Raw genomic sequence first — 18,589 nt, forward strand, 5'->3', positions numbered from 1 at the left:
ACAGGAAAACCTGGCCGGATTGCAGGAGCCCTGCATCACGCTTGACACGATGCCGCGGCACGGCCGGGCGTTCCATGTCGTCGTACACGCCGCATGGGCGTCGTTCGACGGCCTCGGTGTCGTTCGACGGCGTCGCGAGAAGAACATTGTTACGGCCGCGCAGGTCGTCCGGCGTGCTACGACACGAGAACAGCCCGGGAATAGCCCATGCGGGCTAGGCGTTGCATGGCTCAGAACGTGTGATACGTTCCGATTGGCGTTGAGCTACCGCTCCGCCGGTTTTTCTCCGCGAACCGCCCTCTTTCGTCGGGCCGGATCGCGACCATCCCACCCCGCCGGGTCACACGGCGTTTCTCCGTGTACGAGCCCTGGCCGCCGGACCTCCGTCCTGCCTGCCCTTGAAAGGGGCCCCATCATGTCTGTTCACACCCTCCCCCAGCAACGTTCCGTTCCCCAGCAGCGTTCCGGCGCACCCGTACGGCAGGTCACCGGCCTGCTCGACCTGCGGGAGCGCGACGCCTTCATCCGCGCCGGGCACGTGCCCGGCCCCGGCGACGTCCGCGTCCTCCCGGACCGGGCCCGGCAGCTCGGCCTGCGCCACGGCGACCATGTCGCCGCCTCCGTCGCGGGCGGCAAGCTGGTAAGTGTCGAGTCGGTCAACGGCGCCGCCGAGTGGCGCGACCGGCCGGCCTTCGCCGACCTGACCCCCGTGCACCCGTCCGAGCGGCTGCGCCTGGAGACCGAGTCGCTCAGCACCCGCGTCATCGACCTGTTCGCGCCGATCGGCAAGGGGCAGCGCGGGCTCATCGTGGCCCCGCCGAAGGCCGGCAAGACCATGGTCCTGCAGGCCCTGGCCGCCGCCGTCGCCCGCAACCACCCGGAGGTCCACCTCATGGTCGTCCTCGTCGGTGAGCGGCCCGAGGAGGTCACCGAGATGCGCGCCTCGATCCGCGGCGAGGTCTTCTCCTCGACCTTCGATCACCCCGACCGCGACCACGCCGCCGTCGCTGAGCTGGCCGTCGAGCGCGCCAAGCGGCTCGTGGAGGCCGGCCGGGACGTCGTCCTGCTGCTCGACTCGCTGACGCGGCTCGGGCGCGCCTACAACAACCTGGCGCCCGGCGGCGGGCGCGTCCTCACCGGCGGCATCGACGCCTCCGCGCTCTACCCGCCCAAGCGTTTCTTCGGCGCCGCCCGCAACGTGCTGGAGGGCGGCTCCCTCACGATCCTCGCGACCGCGCTCGTGGACACGGGCTCGCGCATGGACAACAGCCTGTACGAGGAGTTCAAGGGCACCGGCAACATGGAGCTCCACCTGGCCAGGGACTCGGCCGAGCGCCGCCTGTACCCGGCCGTGGACCTGGAGGCGTCCGGGACGCGGCGCGAGGAGCTCCTGCTGCCCGGCGACGAGCTGCGGGTCGTGTGGCGGCTGCGCCGCATGCTGGCCGCGCTCGACCGCAACCAGGGGCTGGAGCTGCTGATCGGCAAGCTCCGCGAGACGACGAGCAACGCCGACTTCCTCCACGCGGCGGCCGCCTGACCCCTCCCCTCGGAGGCGGCCCCGGCCGGCAGCCGGAAGAATAGCGGCATGCTCGCTGACATCATCGAATTTCTGGCCTGCCCTATTTGCCGGGAACCGGTGACCATTGACCGGGGTGCCGTCCGATGTGGCGACGGGCACGCGTTCGACATCGCCAAGCAGGGATACGTGAGCCTGCTCGTGGGATCACGCGTACCGGGGACGGCCGACAGCGCCGAGATGGTCGCCGCACGCGCGGATTTCTTGAGCACTGGGCATTTCGCGCCGCTTGTCGAAGCTGTCGCCGAATGTGTAGATATGCGGATTACGGTCGGCCGGGAGAGCGCAGGAACGGCGATTCGTGAGAAAAGCTTCGCTGAGCCGGAGGACGGGGCGACGGCGAAGGCGTACGGTGGTCCCGGAATGGATCCCGGTCACCGGGCGGAGCCGGTCGGGCAGGTGCCCGGCGACGCGCCGAGGCCGGTGATCGTGGACGCCGGAGCGGGCACCGGGCACTACCTGGCAAGCGTGCTCCAGGCGGTCGACAGAAGCATCGGAGTGGCGTTCGATGTGTCCAAGCACGCCGTCCGGCGGGCGGCGCGAGCGCATCCGAGGCTGGGAGCGTTCGTGGCTGACGTGTGGCGGCCGCTGCCCATCCGGAGCGGGGTGGCCGACGTGGTGATGGATGTCTTCGCGCCCAGGAACTCGGCGGAGTTCCTGCGGGTCCTGCGGCCCGGCGGAGCCGTGGTCGTCGTCACGCCCGCGCCCGCGCATCTCAGCCCGCTCGTCGAGGAGCTGGGGCTGCTCTCCGTCGACGAGGACAAGGAGCGGCGGTTGGCGCGTGGCATGGAGGGGTTCGCCGAGGTGGATCGGCGCTCCATCACCTTCGACATGGAGCTGGACCGCCACGGCGTGGCCGAGGTCGTGCGGATGGGCCCGAGTGCGTGGCACACGGACCCCGCGGAGCTGGACGAACGAATCGCCGCATATATCGCGCGCGGCACCGGGACAACGGCGGGAGCCACGGCGAGAGCCGCGGGAAACCCGGGAAAAGCGGTGGCGCGGGCCGCCTTTCACCTGTCCGTCTTCGAGGCGGCGCCGAAGTCAAGGACCATTCCTTGACGGACATGTGGGGCTGGTGTTGCTCATGAGGCATTTAACCCGAAATTCCCCTACATTCGGCGAGTATTTCCGCGATACAGGAGCAATACTGGACGGCAACCCGCGGCCGGAGGCGGGCGGCAGAGGGAGGGGGCGCGCCGGATGAAGGCCGAGGAACGCTGGCAGGCCAGGTTCCGAGCGTCGCGCATGACGCTGCCGATCTGGGCGCGCCAGGCACCGAGCAGGTCCGTCTACCGCTCCAACGCCACGGGCACCTGGGAGGTCTACACCTGGGACCGCGCCAACGGCGCCACCCGCCAGGTCACCGAGCGGCCCAAGGGCACCGCCCACGCCACCATCGACCCCACCGGCCAGTGGATCTACTGGTTCGCCGACACCGAGGGCGACGAGTTCGGCGTGTGGTGGCGGCAGCCGTTCAACGGCGGCCCGAGCGAGCTCGTGGCGCCGGGCCTGCCGCCCGGCCAGCCGGGCGGCATCGCGCTGTCGAGCACCGGCTTCGCCGCGATCAGCCTCGCCAGCGAGGGCACCTTCCGCATCCATCTCGTACGGCCCGGCGAGCCCTCCCACCTGCTCTACGAGCACCCCGAGGCCGCCTGGGTGGCGGACATGTCCCTCGACGGGGAGCTCATCGCCATCAACCACGGCGAGTACGGCGACTTCCGGCACCCGGCGCTCCGTGTGGTGCGCCAGAGCGGCGAGACGGTCCGGGAGCTGTACGACGGGCCGGGCAAGGGCGTGATCGGCCTCCGCTTCGCCCCCGTGGCCGGTGACCGCCGGCTGCTCGCCCTGCACGAGCGCCGCCACCGGCAGGAGCCCCTGGTCTGGGACCCGGTGACCGGCGAGCAGCGCGAGATCTGGCTGCGCGACTCGGGCGACCTGGCCGCTGAGTGGTACCACGACGGGCGGGGCCTGCTGATCCTGCGCGACAACCGGGCACGCACCTACCTCCACCGCTACGACCTGGGAGGCGGCGGCCTGACGCCGATCGAGACGCCGCACGGCGTGATCGAGGAGGCCGCGCCGCGCCCCGCCGGTCACGTCGAGTACTCCTGGTCGAGCGCGTCCCGCCCGCCGGTCATCAAGTCGACCAACGGCCAGGTCGTGATCAACGCCGGCGGCCCCGCCGCGCCGCCCAGCGTGCCCGTGGAGGACCTCGACATCACCGGCCCCGGCGGGCGGATCCACGCGCTGGTCTCCCGGCCCGAGCACGGCGGCGGGCCGTTCCCGACCATCTTCATGCTGCACGGCGGCCCCACCGCGCACGACCGTGACGCCTTCTCCCCCGAGGTCGCGGCGTGGGTGGACGCCGGGTTCGCCGTGGTGCGGGTCAACTACCGCGGCTCGACGGGCTACGGCTCGGCCTGGCGCGACGCCCTGCGAGGCGACGTCGGCCACATCGAGTTACAGGACGTGGCGGCCGTCCGGGAGACGGTGGTCGGGCGCGGCGTCGCCGACCCTGACCGGATCCTGCTGAGCGGCACCGCGTGGGGCGGCTACCTCACCCTGCTCGGCCTCGGCACCCAGCCGGGCCTGTGGGCCGCGGGCATCGCGGCCGTCCCGATCGCCTGCCACCAGACCTCGTACGAGGACGAGGCCGAGAGCCTGCGCGCCTACCACCGCGCCCTGCTCGGCGGCTCGCCCGACGAGCAGCCCGAGCGCTACGCCGCCAGCTCCCCCATCACCTACGTCGACCGGGTCGAGAGCCCGGTGCTCATCCTGGCCGGCGAGAACGACACGCGCTGCCCGCTGCGCCAGATCAAGAAGTACGTGGCCAAGCTGGCCGAGCACGGGCGGCCGTACGAGGTCTACACCTACGACGCCGTGCGCGGCTCGCTGGTGGTGGCCGAGCGGATCACGCAGATGAGCCTGCAACTGGAGTTCGCCCGCAAGCACCTGCGCCACTGACCGCCCGACCCGGGTGCGGCGGCTCAGCGGGCGCGCAGGACCACGATGGCGAGGTCGTCGGCGCTCGGCTCGACGGCGAAGTCGGCGACCCCCCGCCGGATCCGCTCCGCGACCGCCCGCGCCGACAGGCCCGCGCACTCGCCCAGCAGCTTCGCCAGGCCGCCGTCGTCGTCGAGCAGGCGGTCGCCGCAGCGGCGCTCGGTGACGCCGTCCGTGACCGCGAGCAGCACGTCGCCGTGGTCGAGGTGCATGGTGTCGGCCTCGAACACCACCTCGGGGAAGACCCCCAGCAGCGACTGAGGGGTGGTCACCGACTCGACCTGGCCGTTGGCCTTGAGACGCAGCGCCTCGGGATGGCCGGCCGACACCATCCGGATCTCCAGGCCCGTCTCCACCGGCGTGATGTCGCCGTGCAGCAGGGTCAGGAACCTGGCCCGCTCCCCCTCCTCCAGGATCGCCTGGTTGAGCCGGCCCAGCACGGCGGCCACGCCGTACCCCTCGCGGGCGAGCAGCCGCAGCGTGTGGCGCGCCAGGCCCGTCACCGCCGCCGCCTCGGGGCCGGTGCCGCACACGTCGCCGATCGCGAACCGCCACGAGTCGTCGCCGGCCTTGAACAGGTCGTAGAAGTCGCCGCCGACCTCGTTGACCTCGCCGGCCGCCTCATAGATGACGCCGTAGTCGAGGCCGGGCACCTCCGGCTCGTTGGGCGGCAGCAGGCTGCGCTGGAGCGCCCGGTTGGCGGCGGCCTGCTGCGCGTACAGGCGGGCGTTGTCCATGGCCAGGGCCGCGCGCCTGCCGATGTCCTCGGCGAGCTGGATGACCTCGTCCGGGAAGCGGTCGGAGCGGCCCAGGCACATCACACCGAGGCTGCGCCCGCGGGCGGTCAGCGGGACCGTGAGCACCTGGGAGTCACCCAGGTGCAGGATGAACGGCTGCGTGCCGGCCGAGTCCACGTCCACGCCGTCCAGCTCCTGGCGCAGGCCGTCGATGCGGGCCTCGTCGGCGTGCCAGACGTAGACGAGGCGCATGGGCCCGGTTGCGTTGTCGGCGGTGTAGACGGCGCACCAGCTCGACAGCCTGGGCACCACGACCTGGGCGACGATGGCGGGCACCATGTCGGGGTTGAGCGTGCCCGCGAGCAGGTCGCTCGCGTCGGCCAGGAACCCCAGCCAGTGCGGCCCCCGCGAGCCCTCCGACGGGCGATCGGAGACGACTGTTTCCGTGAAGCCGGGTAGCGTGAGACGTGCCCAGTGGACGTGCCCATCCCGAGAGAAGGTGATCCCCCATTCCGCCACCGCCGCAGAGGGCGCCTTCGGATCACCTTGGGGGGCGTTGCGCTGCTTCAGCTCCACCTGCACGGCGTCGCCGAAGTGCTTCCACACGACCTCGAACGGCTCGTCGACCACCTGCTCCGCCAGATCGCCGGTGACCTGCTCGGCCGTGTTCAGCAGCACGCCGCCGACGGCCCAGGCGGTCATCACCTCGCGCGTGAACCGCATCGCGGCCGGCACGGCGGTCTCGCCGGGCGCGAATGTGGCGGCCAGCACGGCCTGAGGAGAAGCAGTCATCCCCACGTGCCTACCACACTTCCCGGTGACTTGGGGTAAATCCAAGGACAGGACTACGGGCTACACAACGTGACAGACTTGAACCACTCAAGCGGCACCCCGCGCGTCAAGGAGGGCCTATGACCACGGTCAGGACCGCACCTGTATCTGAGGAGAAGGTCTACAGCGAGGCCGATCTCGTCCCGATCCTGGAGACCCTGTTCTCCTGGCGAGACGGCGACTTCCGGCGGCGTGTGCCCCACGCCAAGCCGGGGATCCTCAGTGAGGTCCGGTTGCTCCTCAACGAGGTGGCCGATCGCCGTGAGCACCTGGCGAACGAGCTGACCCGGGTGCGCAAGGAGATCGTCAAGGAGGGCCGCTTCGGCGAGCGGCTGACGCCGGGGCCCGGCGTGGGCGCCTGGTCCGAGGGCGTCGAGTCGGTGAACATGCTGATCGAGGCCCTGGTGAGCCCGGTCAGCGGCGCGGCCGACGTGATCGACGCCGTGGCCAAGGGCGACCTGTCCCGGCGCATCGACCTCGACCGGTCGGCCCGCGGCGAGGTGCGCCGCCTGGGCAAGGCGATCAACGGCATGGTCGAGCAGCTCGCCCTGTTCAACTCCGAGGTGACCAGGGTGGCGCGCGAGGCGGGCACCGAGGGCCGGCTGGGCGGCAGCGCCAACCTGCGCGGCATGTCGGGCAGCTGGCGCGACCTGACCGAGGCCGTGAACACGATGTCCTCGCGGGTGGCCGCGCAGGTGCGCGACATCGCCGTGGTGACCACCGCCGTGGCCAGGGGCGACCTGAGCCGCAAGGTGACGGTCGACGCCGTGGGCGAGATGTTCGAGCTGAAGAACACCGTCAACACCATGGTGGACCAGCTCTCCGGGTTCGCCGAGGAGGTCACCCGGGTGGCCCGCGAGGTGGGCACCGAGGGCCAGCTCGGCGGCCAGGCGCAGGTGACAGGCGTGTCGGGCGTGTGGAAGGACCTCACCGACAACGTCAACTTCATGGCCAACAACCTCACCAGCCAGGTGCGCAGCATCGCCACCGTGGCGACCGCGGTGGCCCAGGGCAACCTGTCGAAGAAGATCACCGTTGACGCGCAGGGCGAGATCCTCCAGCTCAAGGACACCCTCAACACGATGGTGGACCAGCTCTCGTCGTTCGCCGACGAGGTGACCCGCGTCGCCCGGGAGGTGGGCACCGAGGGCAAGCTGGGCGGCCGGGCCGAGGTGAAGGGCGTGTCGGGCGTCTGGAAGGACCTCACCGACAACGTCAACTCGATGGCCAACAACCTGACCTACCAGGTGCGCAACATCGCCCAGGTGACCACCGCGGTCGCCAACGGCGACCTGACCCGCAAGATCGACGTCGACGCGCAGGGCGAGATCCTGGAGCTCAAGTCGACGATGAACACGATGGTGGACCAGCTCTCCTCGTTCGCCTCCGAGGTGACCCGCGTGGCCCGGGAGGTGGGCACCGAGGGCCAGCTCGGCGGGCAGGCGCAGGTCCGCGGCGTGTCGGGCGTCTGGAAGGACCTCACCGACAACGTCAACTCGATGGCCAACAACCTGACCTCCCAGGTGCGGCAGATCGCGGCCGTGTCGTCGGCCGTGGCCCAGGGCAACCTGTCGAAGAAGATCACCGTTGACGCGCAGGGCGAGATCCTCCAGCTCAAGGACACCTTGAACACGATGGTGGACCAGCTCTCGTCGTTCGCCGACGAGGTGACCCGGGTGGCCCGGGAGGTGGGCACGCAGGGGCAGCTCGGCGGGCAGGCGCGGGTCCAGGGCGTGTCGGGCGTCTGGAAGGACCTCACCGACAACGTCAACTTCATGGCCAACAACCTGACGTACCAGGTGCGCAACATCGCCGAGGTGACCACCGCGGTCGCCAACGGCGACCTGACCCGCAAGATCGACGTCGACGCGCAGGGCGAGATCCTCGCCCTGAAGACCACCATCAACCGGATGGTCGACCAGCTCTCCTCGTTCGCCTCCGAGGTGACCCGCGTGGCCCGCGAGGTGGGCTCGGAGGGCCAGCTCGGCGGCCAGGCCCGGGTGGAGGGCGTCGAGGGCACGTGGAAGCGCCTCACCGAGAGCGTCAACGAGCTGGCCGGCAACCTGACCACGCAGGTGCGCGCCATCGCCACCGTGACCAGCGCCGTGGCCCGGGGCGACCTGACCCGCTCGATCGCCGTCGAGGCCCAGGGCGAGCTGGCCGAGCTCAAGGACAACATCAACTCGATGGTGGCCAACCTGCGCGAGACCACGCAGGCCAACCAGGAGCAGGACTGGCTCAAGTCCAATCTGGCCCGCATCTCGCGGCTCATGCAGGGCCACCGCGACCTGTTCGAGGTGGCCAAGCTGACGATGAGCGAGCTGACGCCGCTCGTCTCCGCCCGCTACGGCGCCTTCTACAGCGTCGATCCCGAGGGCGACCACGAGCTGCTGCTGATCGGCGGCTACGGCGTGCGGCCCGACCGCGGCCCGCGCCAGCGCTTCGCCGTCGGCGAGGGCATCGTCGGCCAGGCCGCCGCCGAGGGCCGGCACATCGTGCTCGACGACGTGCCGCCCGGCTACGTCACGATCGACAGCGGGCTCAGCTCCTCGACGCCGGCGCAGATCGTGGTGCTGCCGATCCTGTTCGAGAACCGGGTGCTGGGCGTGCTGGAGCTGGCCTCGTTCACGCCGTTCGGCGAGGTGCACCTCGACTTCCTGACGCAGCTCGTCGAGACCATCGGCGTCACGATGAACACGATCATCGCCAACTCCCGCACCGAGGACCTGCTGACCGAGTCGCAGCGGCTCACCCGGGAGCTCCAGGAGCGCTCGGACGAGCTCCAGCGCCAGCAGGAGGAGCTGCGCCGCTCCAACGCCGAGCTGGAGGACAAGGCGGCGCTGCTGGCCAAGCAGAACCGCGCGATCGAGATCCAGAACTTCCAGATCGAGCAGGCCCGCCGCACGCTGGAGGAGCGGGCCGAGCAGCTCGCCGTGTCCTCGCGCTACAAGTCCGAGTTCCTGGCGAACATGTCGCACGAGCTGCGCACGCCGCTCAACAGCCTGCTGGTGCTGGCCAAGCTGCTGACGGAGAACGCCGAGGGCAACCTGACGCCGCAGCAGGTCGAGTTCGCCCGCACGATCCACGGGGCCGGCTCGGCGCTGCTCCAGCTCATCAACGACATGCTCGACCTGTCCAAGGTCGAGGCGGGCCGGATGGACATCCACCCGATCCAGGTGTCGCTGCCGAAGATGGTGGACCTGCTGGAGGCGGCCTTCGCGCCGCTGGCCGCCGACAAGGGGCTGGCGTTCACCGTGGACGTGGCCGAGGACGTCCCGAGGGAGCTGCTGGCCGACGAGCAGCGCCTGCAGCAGGTGCTGCGCAACCTGCTGTCCAACGCGGTGAAGTTCACCCCCAAGGGCGAGGTCAGGCTGCGGGTCGCGGTCGCGCCGCGCGGCGTGGTGTTCGACGACGAGACGCTGCGCGAGGCCCCGGACCTGCTGGCGTTCCAGGTGGTCGACACCGGCATCGGCATCGCGCCGGACAAGCGGGAGCTGATCTTCGAGGCGTTCCGGCAGGCTGACGGCACCACCAGCCGCAAGTACGGCGGCACGGGCCTGGGCCTGGCGATCTGCCGCGACATCGCCCGGCTGCTGGGCGGCGAGATCCACGTGGACAGTGAGCTCGGCGAGGGCAGCACGTTCACGCTGTACCTGCCGGCCTCCTACAGCGGCCCGCTGGCCGCCGCCGAGGGCGACGCGAGCCGCCGGCAGCTCATGACCACCCCGGTCGAGGAGCCGGCGCCGGAGCCGCCGATGCCGATGGAGCTGCCCGAGCTGGTCGAGACGCCGTCCGAGACGCCGCAGTGGCAGGGCGAGGACCCGCTCAACAACGCGAAGATCCTCATCGTGGACGACGACATCCGCAACGTGTTCGCGCTGACCAGCGTGCTGGAGCGGCACGGCTCGACGGTCGTCTACGCCGAGAACGGGCGCGAGGGCATCGAGCAGCTCGAACGCAACGAGGACGTCGCGCTGGTCCTGATGGACATCATGATGCCGGAGATGGACGGCTGGGCCACGACGTCGGCCATCCGCCGCATGCCGCAGTTCGCCGATCTGCCGATCATCGCGTTGACCGCTAAGGTCATGCGGGGCGATCGTGAGAAGAGCATCGCCTCGGGCGCGTCCGACTACGTGCCCAAGCCAGTCGACGTGGACCGCCTGCTCGAACGACTGCGCGGTTGGCTCAGCCGTGGGCGGGTGTCCACCACCACGGACTCAGCCGAAGGGGCGTGATCCATGACGGATCGAGCCAACATCCTCCTTGTCGACGACCGCGAGGAGAACCTGATCGCCCTTGAGGCCATCCTCAGCTCGCTCGACCTCGTGCCGGTGCGCGCCCGGTCGGGCGAGGAGGCGCTCAAGGCCCTGCTCAACACCGAGTTCGCGCTCATCCTGCTGGACGTGCGGATGCCGGGCATGGACGGCTTCGAGACGGCCGCGCACATCAAGCGGCGCGAGCGGACGCGCAACATCCCGATCATCTTCCTCACGGTGGTCGACAGCGCCCCCGACTACGCCTTCCGGGGCTACGCGGCGGGCGCCGTGGACTACCTGACCAAGCCGTTCGACCCGTGGGTGCTGCGGGCGAAGGTGGCGGTGTTCATCGAGCTGTACAACATGAACAAGCGGCTGGCCGAGCAGTCGTCGATGCTGCGCGAGCGGATGGCGGGCGAGCTGGCGCCGGGCGCGGGCGACCCCGCGGCGGTGCTGCCCGAGCTGTCGCGCCGGCTGACCGCCGTGGAGGAGGAGCTGGCCAGGGTACGGGAGCTGGCGCGCAAGTCGCAGGACCCGGCGCTGACGATCCCGCTGGGCGATCTGGCCGAGCGGGTGACCAACCTGCGGGCCGGGTTCGACGCGCTGTCCTGACATCCGTAAAACCGGGGACAATATCCCTTAACGTGGGGATTTGTGCCTTTTCGGGTTCTCTAGAGTCGGAATGAGGCCGACGCAGAGGAGAACCGACGTGCTGCACGATCATGGCTTCCTCCATGAGCTTGTCGCGATGAAGGACGAGATGGGCGTCGTCTCGCTCTACGTGGACGCGGGGCCGCGGGTGGACCCGGGGATCAGGCCCGCGTGGGAGATCCGGCTGCGTGACGACCTCGCCGCGATACGCGCCAGGGTGTCGGCCTGGCCGGAGCGGGTCCGGCGCGCCACCGTCCTGGAGCACCTGGAAGCCCTCGAACCCGAGATCGCCCGGCTGGTCGACCCGGCCTCGCCCGGCCTCGGGCGGGCGCTGTTCGCCCCGGTCTGCACCGGTGAGATCCACCGGACGTCGCTCCAGGTGCCCGTGGGCACGTGCGCGGTGCTGGAGTCCACGGCGTACGTCCGGCCGATGATCGCCGCGATGGCGACCAGCGCGCCCGCCGGCGTGGCCGTGGTGAGCCGGGACGGCGTCCGGCTCATCGACTACCGGTACGGCATGGCGGAGGACGTGTACCGGTCCTCGTACGAGCTGGACAGCGACGACTGGCGGGAGATGCGCGGCCCCGGGCGGGCCGGCACCGAGCAGCGCTCGTCGGCGCACCACGAGCGCTTCCGGCGGCGCGCCGAGGAGAGCCTGGTCCGCTACCTGCAGGGGATCGCGCCCGAGATCAGCAACCGGATGGGCGCCCTGCGCTGGGCCGACGTGCTGCTGGTCGGCGATCCGCGGCTGACCTCGACGCTGGCGGAGGCGCTGCGCCCGCTCGACCTCGTCCAGGTGGACAGGGTGATCTCCGACGGCCCGGCCGGGGACGTGGTGAGCCGCGTCTCGGCGGAGCTGGTCGCGGTGCGCGTCCGCAGGGACACCGCGCTGGTCCGGCGGGTCGTGGACACGGCGCGGTCCGGCGGGCGCGCCGTGCTCGGTCTGGGGCAGACGCTCGCGCTGCTGAACGAGGGGCGGGTGGACTGCCTGCTGATCGACGAGAACGGGCGGTGGCGCGGCGCACGGGGGCCCGACGGCTTCCTCTACCCGGCGGAGCAGGTACCGCACGGCACGGTCACCACGGACGAGCCCGACCTCGGGGAGCGGATGATCGAGCGGGCGTTGGAGAGCGGGGCCGAGGTGACGGTCGTCCACGCCGGCGCGGCAGGCGCCCTGACGGCGTACGACGGGGTGGGCGCGCTGCTGCGCTGGTGAAAAAGGCCGGGTCAGTGGCGGGCGCGCTCCAGTGCGTCCCAGAAACCGCGGCGCAGGGCGTGGCGGACCTCGTCGTGCAGCAGGAAGTCGATCGGCAGGGAGGAGCCCTGCAGCAGCCTGGCCTCCAGGTCGGAGGGCATGCGTGGCTTGCGTGCCAGCACGGCCTCCAGCCAGAGCGCGGGCGCGTCACGGGCGACCGACTCGCCGAAGTCGTGTCCCTCGCGGTGCGCGGCCTTCACGGCGTCGGCCAGTGTGGTGGCCTGCGAGCTGGACGGCGGCGTCGGCGTCACCCCGGACTGCGGCCCGGTGAAGGCGCCGAACTGCGCCGGTTGGTAGCTGCCGTTGGCCGGCTGCGAAGGCTGCGGGGGCTGTGACGGCTGTGGCGGCTGCTGGTAGGCGCCGTTGGACGGCTGCGCGGCGAACTGCCCGGTGGACGGGGACTGCGACGGCTGCTGCGGGACGGGGCCGGTCGCCGGCGCCTGCGGCTCCTGGTGGTAGTAGGTGGGCATCGAGGGCGGCGGCGCGGCCTGGCCCCGTCCGGAGGGCGGCTGGCCGTCGCCCGCCGGGAGCGAGGGGGACGGGGTCGTCGGCGGGGCGGCGTGGCTGCCGCTCGGCTTCGGAGCCGGCAGCGGCGTCGGCAGGGACGAGGACGGCGGCGGAGCGGGCGGCAGCGAGTGGGTCGCGGCGTGGGCGGCGGAGCGGCCGTTGGACAGCGAATGGTGGCCGTTGCCGGCCTCGCTGACGCCGCTCACCAGGTTGACGTAGGGCCGCAGGTGGGTGTTGCCCAGCTCGATGAGGTCGTCGCCCTCCTGGCGCAGGGCGCGCGAGACGGCCCAGCCGTCCTCGGTGGCGATGGGCACCACGGTCACCCGGATGCCGAGGTCCTGCGCGTCGCAGACGACCTGGGCGAGGTCCTCGTCGCCGCTGACGACCACGGCGTCGCAGATCGCGTTGTTGCGGGCCAGCGTCATGAGGTCGCGGTGGACCTGGGCGTCCACGCCCTCGCGCCGGCCGGGCCGGATGCGGGACAGGCGCAGCTTCAGGCCGGGGATGTCGGCGAGGACGTCGTGCTCGGGGGTGCGGCGGCCCTCGACCGTCGCCTCGTACCAGTAGCAGCGCAGCAGCGGCAGCCCGGTGCGCTCGCGCGCGAGGTTGCTCATGAGCTGGAGCAGACCCGGGTAGTCCCACGCGACGGCCTCGCGATGACGGGTCCCATGCACGGCCATCGCGCCGTCAGCCAGCAGATAGCCGGCGTCCACGAACAGCGCGCAGCGATCCACTGACACCGCCCCTTTCCTGATGGTCCGCCCTCAAAGGCTCTGCACCGTCAGAGCCGGACTCGGCGGCCCTTTCTCAGGGTAGTGAAAGCAGGTGATCGTCCGAGGTTAATCCCGACGATTCGCCACCGCCCCGGGCATAGGCCAGACGATTCAGGGAGACCGTACCAGTTTGTCCCGGTTTATGGTTACTGACGCGTACGGGTGCTGACTGCGGCAATTCCAAACAGAATCGCATCTTTCTCGCTGGCAATGGTGAGGGCGGGATCGTCGCCCAGCTCCGCCTCGAACGTGTCGACGTCCACCCCGAACGTCGTCCCCGTGGCCCCGCCGGACGAGCCGTCGAACGGGTTCGCGGCGTCGCGGTCGCCGCCCTCCGGCACCAGCGGGCCACCGCCGGCGGACACCGTGTCGCCGCCGAGCTCCGCGTCCCCCTCCCACGTCACCAGCCGCACCCGCGCCGGCGCGCGGCCCGGCGTCAGGCCGTCCAGCGGCAGCCGCAGCGGCCCCTTACCGTCGCCCGTCACGGCCGCCCCGTCCAGGACGACGGTCCTGGTGTACGGCTTGGCGGGGTCGGTCGAGATGACCAGGAGGCTCCACCCGGCGTGCCGGGACACGCCGCGCTCCATGGGCGCGTCGGCCGCCCACCAGTCGCCGTCCTTCCTGGAGTTGGCCACCAGGCCGGTGACGTCGGCGAACGCCTGGTACGCCGTCCCCGACGGCAGCCTGCCGGCCACCACCTGGTCCGGCCGCACCGGCTCGTACCTCCTGTGACCGGGCGGCCTCAGCCTGATCGGCCCCGGGACGCCGCCGCCCGCCGACCAGTACAGCCCCGCCCACACGACCCTGCCGCGCCCCGGCATGCGCAGGCGCGCGGCGCTGGACGCGGCGGTGGAGGCGGTTCGGTCGGCGTCGAGAGGGACCATCGACCACAGGTCGTTGTCGCGTCTGGTGCCCTCGCGCCGCCTCGCCTCGGGGCAGCCGGTCTGGCCGTCGGGGCAGGTGAGCAGGGAGTTGCCGACCGCCATGACCGACACCTTGCCCTCCGTGGCGAACCTCGCGGGCGCCCCGGACAGCCGCACGCCCGCCGCGGCGCGCGCCGCCGTCCTCTGCCGACCGGCCCGCACCCGTACGGCCGGAGCCGCGCCCTCCCGGGCGTCGGGGGCCACCTGGACGCGGAGGAACAGCACGGTGCTCTCACCGGCGCGCAGTGCTCCCCGGACGCACCGCGCCCCCTCGGGGACGGCCCGGCACACCCACCCGCCGACCGCACTGCCCGCGCCCGTCGCCCCTACGGCCTCCCGCGAGCCCGGAGGGACGGCTGCGCGACGCCCGTGGCGCTTGGCCGCGCCGCCCGGCGTCACGTCCCGGCCCGCCGTCGCATCGCGGCCCGAGGTCGCGTCGCGGCCCGAGGTCGCGTCACGGCCCGGCAGCGCGCCGCGACCAGGCAGCAGGTCGCGGCCCGTGGCGGGGCCGAGCACGGCGCCGTGGCCGCGGCTGCCCGGCGGCATCATCGTGACGCCGGGAGGCAGGTCCACCAGTGCCTTCACGCCCGCACTCGGCCCCCCTCCGGAGTTGCGGACTCGTATCGCGACGATCCCGGGGCGGGCGCGGACCAGGGCGCCGAGCGGGTCGATCGTGGCGTGCAGCCGGGCGCCCCCGCCGGCCGTCCACCCGGGCTCCGGGCCGGGCGGCGACACCGGGTTCGGCTCCGTCACGGTCAGCGGGGAACGCCCCGGAGTGAGCGGGTGGGCCATGGGGAAGGTGGCGGGCCGGTCGACCGCGTGGCGGCCGGAGGCGACGGCGAAGGTGGTGGCGGCGGCGACGGCCACCGCCGCACCGCCCGCCACGGCCACCCGCCGGCTCGCGGCCACGCGCTGGAGCCAGGCGAGCGGGTACGGGGTCCGGCGCGCCCCACAGGCGCCGGCCTCCCGCTCCCCACCCGGCCGTCCTTCCTCTGCCGAGCCCTCGCCCGCCCGACCGCCCGGCCGCTCCTGGACCGGGTCCTCGCCATCCCGATCCCAGCCCGCCCGGTCCTCGCCGCCCCGATCCCGGCCCGCCCGGTTCTCGCCGTCCCGGTCCCGGCGCGTCCCATCGTCGTGGTCCTCCCCGAGTTCGAGGTCCTCGTCCGCGTCCGCCAGACCGCCGTCCTCCTCCCAGAACGCGGTCTCCTCCTCCGCGCGCCCGGCGGCCACCGGCGTACCGAACGGCGCCTCGACCGCCGCCGTGTCCGGCCCGACGGGTGCTGCGGAGCGGCGGGGAGCCGGAGTGACGCGGACCAGCGCCGACGACGGAGGCGCCGGTGCAGGCCGGGACAGGGCCGAGGCGTAGCCCGGGAAGACCGGGCCGAGCAGCAGGGGCCCGATGACGACCCGCAGCCCCCCGTTGATGTCCGCGAGCTCCGTCATGACCGCGTGGCAGCGCGGGCACCCGTTCACGTGCCGCGTCACCGTCCTGGAGTCGCGGCGCGACAGCGCGCCCCGGACATGCGCGCCCAGCCTGAAGAGCACCGGCTCGCACGCCGAGCCCGAGGAGGCGGACAGGTGCATCTGGACGTACGCCTGTCTCAACCCTTCGCGGGCCCGGTAGGACAGCGCCGGCACCCCGTTCGGCGAGAGTCCCAGCAGCGGCGCCACCTCGGCGGGCTTGGCGCCTTCCACCTCCGTGTGCCAGAGCACCGCCCGCCACCGCTCCGGCAGCGACAGGAACGCCTGGGCGATCATCGACTTCTCCAGCCCGACGAGCGCCGGGTCGATGAAGGGCACACCCGGGTCGAACCGCTCCGTGTCGTCCGCCGACACCTGCCGGCTCTCGATCCGCGCCCGGTCGTAGACCGTGCGCCGCACCACCGTCAGCAGGTACGTGCGGAAGGCGTCCCCGGGCCCGCCGCCCCGCCCCACCAGGTCGAGGATCTTGGTGAACGCCTCGGCCACCACGTCCTCGATCTCCTCCTCACCCCGTACGAGCTGGCGGGCCAGCGCGCGGGCGGCGGTGGCGTGCCGCTCGTGGAGCCGCCCGTAGGCGGCGGCGTCGCCCTCTCTGACGGCTTCGAGGAGCTCGGCATCGCTCTGTGGTGATTCGATACACATGGTCACCTCGCGATTACGGTTCGTTGCCTCGCCGAGTCATTCCGCAGCCATGGGCATGGCCAAACCCCTCGCGAGCCTTTACCTCGGACGGGCCGTCGTCCGGCGCGGAGGGCCGGCCCCTAAGCTTGGGCGCATGACGGATCGCGACGACCTGCTGGCCCAGATCAAGAAGAAGGCCGTGGTCCACGGCAAGGTGGTGCTCTCCTCCGGCCGGGAGGCGGACTTCTACCTGGACCTGCGCCGCATCACGCTCGACGCCGTGGCGGCGCCGCTGGTCGGCAGGGTGATGCTGGACCTCACCGAGGATCTCGGCTACGACGCCGTGGGCGGGCTCACGCTGGGCGCGGACCCGGTGGCCGGCGCGATGCTGCACGCGGCGGCGGCCCGGGGGCGGGAGCTGGACGCGTTCGTGGTGCGCAAGGCGCAGAAGGTGCACGGCCTCCAGCGCCGCGTCGAGGGCCCCGACTTGAAGGGCCGGCGGGTGCTCGTGGTCGAGGACACCTCGACGACCGGTGGGTCGTCGATGACGGCCGTGGAGGCCCTGCGCGAGGCGGGCGCCGAGGTGGTGGCGGTGGCCACGATCGTCGACCGTGGCGCGGCCGCGCGCATGGCCGAGGAGGGCCTGGAGTACCGCACCGCGTACACGCTCACGGACCTGGGGCTCTGAGCCGCCCGGACGGACGGCGCGGCGCTACGGCGCCTTGACCGTGAACGCCTCCCGCTCGCCGGCCTTGCCCTGGGCGCGCGGCCTGCCGTTCTCCGTGACCCGGACCGTGGCCGCGTCGCTGAGGACCACGTCGAGCTCGGGCTGGAAGTAGCTGACCTCCTCGCCCCTGCTCATGTCGCGGTACTGCAGGACGTCTCCGCCCGGCACCCGGACCGTGACGAGGGGGCAGGTGTCGGCCACGCACTCGATGCGCACGGTCGGCACCTGGGCGCCGGCCGACGGCTCGGTGGTGGCGCGGTGCGGCTCGGCCCGCTCAGGGGCGTCGAGCGACAGGAACAACGCGCGCCCGCCGATGACGAGAAGCGTCGCGATCCCGGCGACCGCCAGAACGGCGACCGCGAGGCGGGCGAGGCCCATCGGATCTGACCTGTGGCGTCCCACACACCGGAGAGTACTCCCGAAACGGGCCGGTTCCGGTTACGGGCCGTCAGTGCCCGTGGGGACGCGGTGGTGCTTGCCCGTGGGCGCCGGCCCGGCGGGCTTGGGCGACCTGCGGCGCTTGACCACCTCGAAGATGATGGGGATCAGCGAGATCAGCACGATGAGGAAGACGCCCGGCAGGATGTACTTGTCGATGGCCTTGGGATCGACCTTGTCGCCGAGGTAGTGGCCGAGCAGCAGCATGCCCTCGACCCAGACCACGCCGCCGATGACGTTCCAGAGGAGGAAGCGCTTCGCGGGCATCTCCAGCACGCCGGCGACCGGGTTCATGAACGTGCGGATGATCGGCACGAACCGGGCCAGCACCACGGCCTTGGCCGGGCCGAACTTGTCGAAGAACTCCTCGGCGCGCAGGACGTGCTCGCGCTTGAACAGCCGCGAGTCGGGCTTGTCGAACAGCCTCCGCCCGAACCTCGCCCCGAGGAAGTGACCGAGCTGCGCGCCCGCGATCGCGCACAGCGGGGCGCCGATCAGCAGCATCGGGAACGACAGCGGCTCGATCCCCATGCCGGCGGCCACCGACGCGGAGCTGAAGATACCGGCCGCGACCAGCAGAGAGTCGCCCGGCAGGAAGAAGCCGAGCAGCAGACCCGTCTCGGCGAAGATGATGACGAGCACGCCGATCGTCGCGAAGGCGCCGAAAAGGGTGAGCCACCACGTCGGATCGAGAAGGTTCAAGAGCGAGTCCACAGGCTGAGCCTACCTGGAGAGCGGGGGCTCGACGGGTGGTCCGAGGCGCGTTGTCACTACCACATGGGGTAGCTGACGGTAATACTGGG

General features: G+C 72.0%; 12 protein-coding genes. 7 read left to right on the forward strand and 5 right to left on the reverse strand.

What is annotated here, in order from left to right; genetic code table 11:
* Window positions 1-415: 415 nt before the first annotated feature.
* The 3 genes from rho to MTP10_RS02955 all read left to right on the forward strand — a co-directional run bounded on the left by rho (window position 416) and on the right by MTP10_RS02955 (window position 4,543).
* Window positions 416-1,537, forward strand: a complete 1,122-nt coding sequence (rho, locus tag MTP10_RS02945; protein ID WP_310707367.1) for a transcription termination factor Rho — start codon at window positions 416-418, stop codon at window positions 1,535-1,537.
* Between the two features lie 48 nt (window positions 1,538-1,585).
* A complete protein-coding gene (locus MTP10_RS02950; RefSeq protein ID WP_310707368.1) occupies window positions 1,586-2,638 on the forward strand; it encodes a putative RNA methyltransferase in 1,053 nt (350 codons plus the stop codon).
* A gap of 141 nt (window positions 2,639-2,779) precedes the next feature.
* Complete coding sequence (locus tag MTP10_RS02955; protein ID WP_310707369.1) at window positions 2,780-4,543, forward strand: prolyl oligopeptidase family serine peptidase; 1,764 nt, start codon at window positions 2,780-2,782, stop codon at window positions 4,541-4,543.
* Window positions 4,544-4,566: 23 nt separating this feature from the next.
* Here the strand turns inward: MTP10_RS02955 and MTP10_RS02960 are convergent, their stop codons facing one another.
* Window positions 4,567-6,111, reverse strand: coding sequence for a SpoIIE family protein phosphatase (locus tag MTP10_RS02960; protein ID WP_310707370.1), 1,545 nt, complete (start codon window positions 6,109-6,111; stop codon window positions 4,567-4,569).
* 119 nt (window positions 6,112-6,230) lie between these two features.
* On the opposite strand from MTP10_RS02960, the gene MTP10_RS02965 reads away from it, so the two are divergent.
* The 3 genes from MTP10_RS02965 to MTP10_RS02975 all read left to right on the forward strand — a co-directional run bounded on the left by MTP10_RS02965 (window position 6,231) and on the right by MTP10_RS02975 (window position 12,276).
* The gene (locus tag MTP10_RS02965; RefSeq protein WP_310707371.1) at window positions 6,231-10,388 is read left to right on the forward strand and encodes a HAMP domain-containing protein; all 4,158 of its coding nucleotides are present in this window, start codon (window positions 6,231-6,233) and stop codon (window positions 10,386-10,388) included.
* A 3-nt stretch (window positions 10,389-10,391) separates the two neighbouring features.
* A complete protein-coding gene (locus MTP10_RS02970) occupies window positions 10,392-11,021 on the forward strand; it encodes a response regulator (protein ID WP_310707372.1) in 630 nt (209 codons plus the stop codon).
* A gap of 97 nt (window positions 11,022-11,118) precedes the next feature.
* Window positions 11,119-12,276 carry a VLRF1 family aeRF1-type release factor gene (locus MTP10_RS02975; RefSeq protein WP_310707373.1) on the forward strand — a complete coding sequence of 386 codons (1,158 nt, stop codon included), beginning with the start codon at window positions 11,119-11,121 and terminating at the stop codon, window positions 12,274-12,276.
* An 11-nt stretch (window positions 12,277-12,287) separates the two neighbouring features.
* On the opposite strand, the gene MTP10_RS02980 is transcribed toward MTP10_RS02975, so the two are convergent.
* On the reverse strand, window positions 12,288-13,556 hold the full coding sequence (locus MTP10_RS02980) for an NYN domain-containing protein (RefSeq protein ID WP_310707533.1): 1,269 nt from the start codon (window positions 13,554-13,556) through the stop codon (window positions 12,288-12,290).
* Window positions 13,557-13,741: 185 nt separating this feature from the next.
* Window positions 13,742-16,642 carry a sigma-70 family RNA polymerase sigma factor gene (locus MTP10_RS02985; RefSeq protein WP_310707374.1) on the reverse strand — a complete coding sequence of 967 codons (2,901 nt, stop codon included), beginning with the start codon at window positions 16,640-16,642 and terminating at the stop codon, window positions 13,742-13,744.
* Window positions 16,643-16,775: 133 nt separating this feature from the next.
* On the opposite strand from MTP10_RS02985, the gene pyrE reads away from it, so the two are divergent.
* Window positions 16,776-17,309, forward strand: a complete 534-nt coding sequence (gene pyrE / locus MTP10_RS02990) for an orotate phosphoribosyltransferase (RefSeq protein ID WP_310707375.1) — start codon at window positions 16,776-16,778, stop codon at window positions 17,307-17,309.
* A 24-nt stretch (window positions 17,310-17,333) separates the two neighbouring features.
* Here pyrE and MTP10_RS02995 read toward each other — a convergent pair whose 3' ends face one another.
* Both MTP10_RS02995 and MTP10_RS03000 read right to left on the reverse strand, forming a co-directional pair.
* On the reverse strand, window positions 17,334-17,750 hold the full coding sequence (locus MTP10_RS02995) for a hypothetical protein (protein ID WP_310707376.1): 417 nt from the start codon (window positions 17,748-17,750) through the stop codon (window positions 17,334-17,336).
* 36 nt (window positions 17,751-17,786) lie between these two features.
* Entirely contained in the window at window positions 17,787-18,500 is a 714-nt protein-coding gene (locus tag MTP10_RS03000) for a DedA family protein (RefSeq protein ID WP_310707377.1), read from the reverse strand.
* Window positions 18,501-18,589: the final 89 nt, after the last annotated feature.

This window comes from Nonomuraea sp. 3-1Str (assembly GCF_031570565.1).
Classification (GTDB): domain Bacteria; phylum Actinomycetota; class Actinomycetes; order Streptosporangiales; family Streptosporangiaceae; genus Nonomuraea.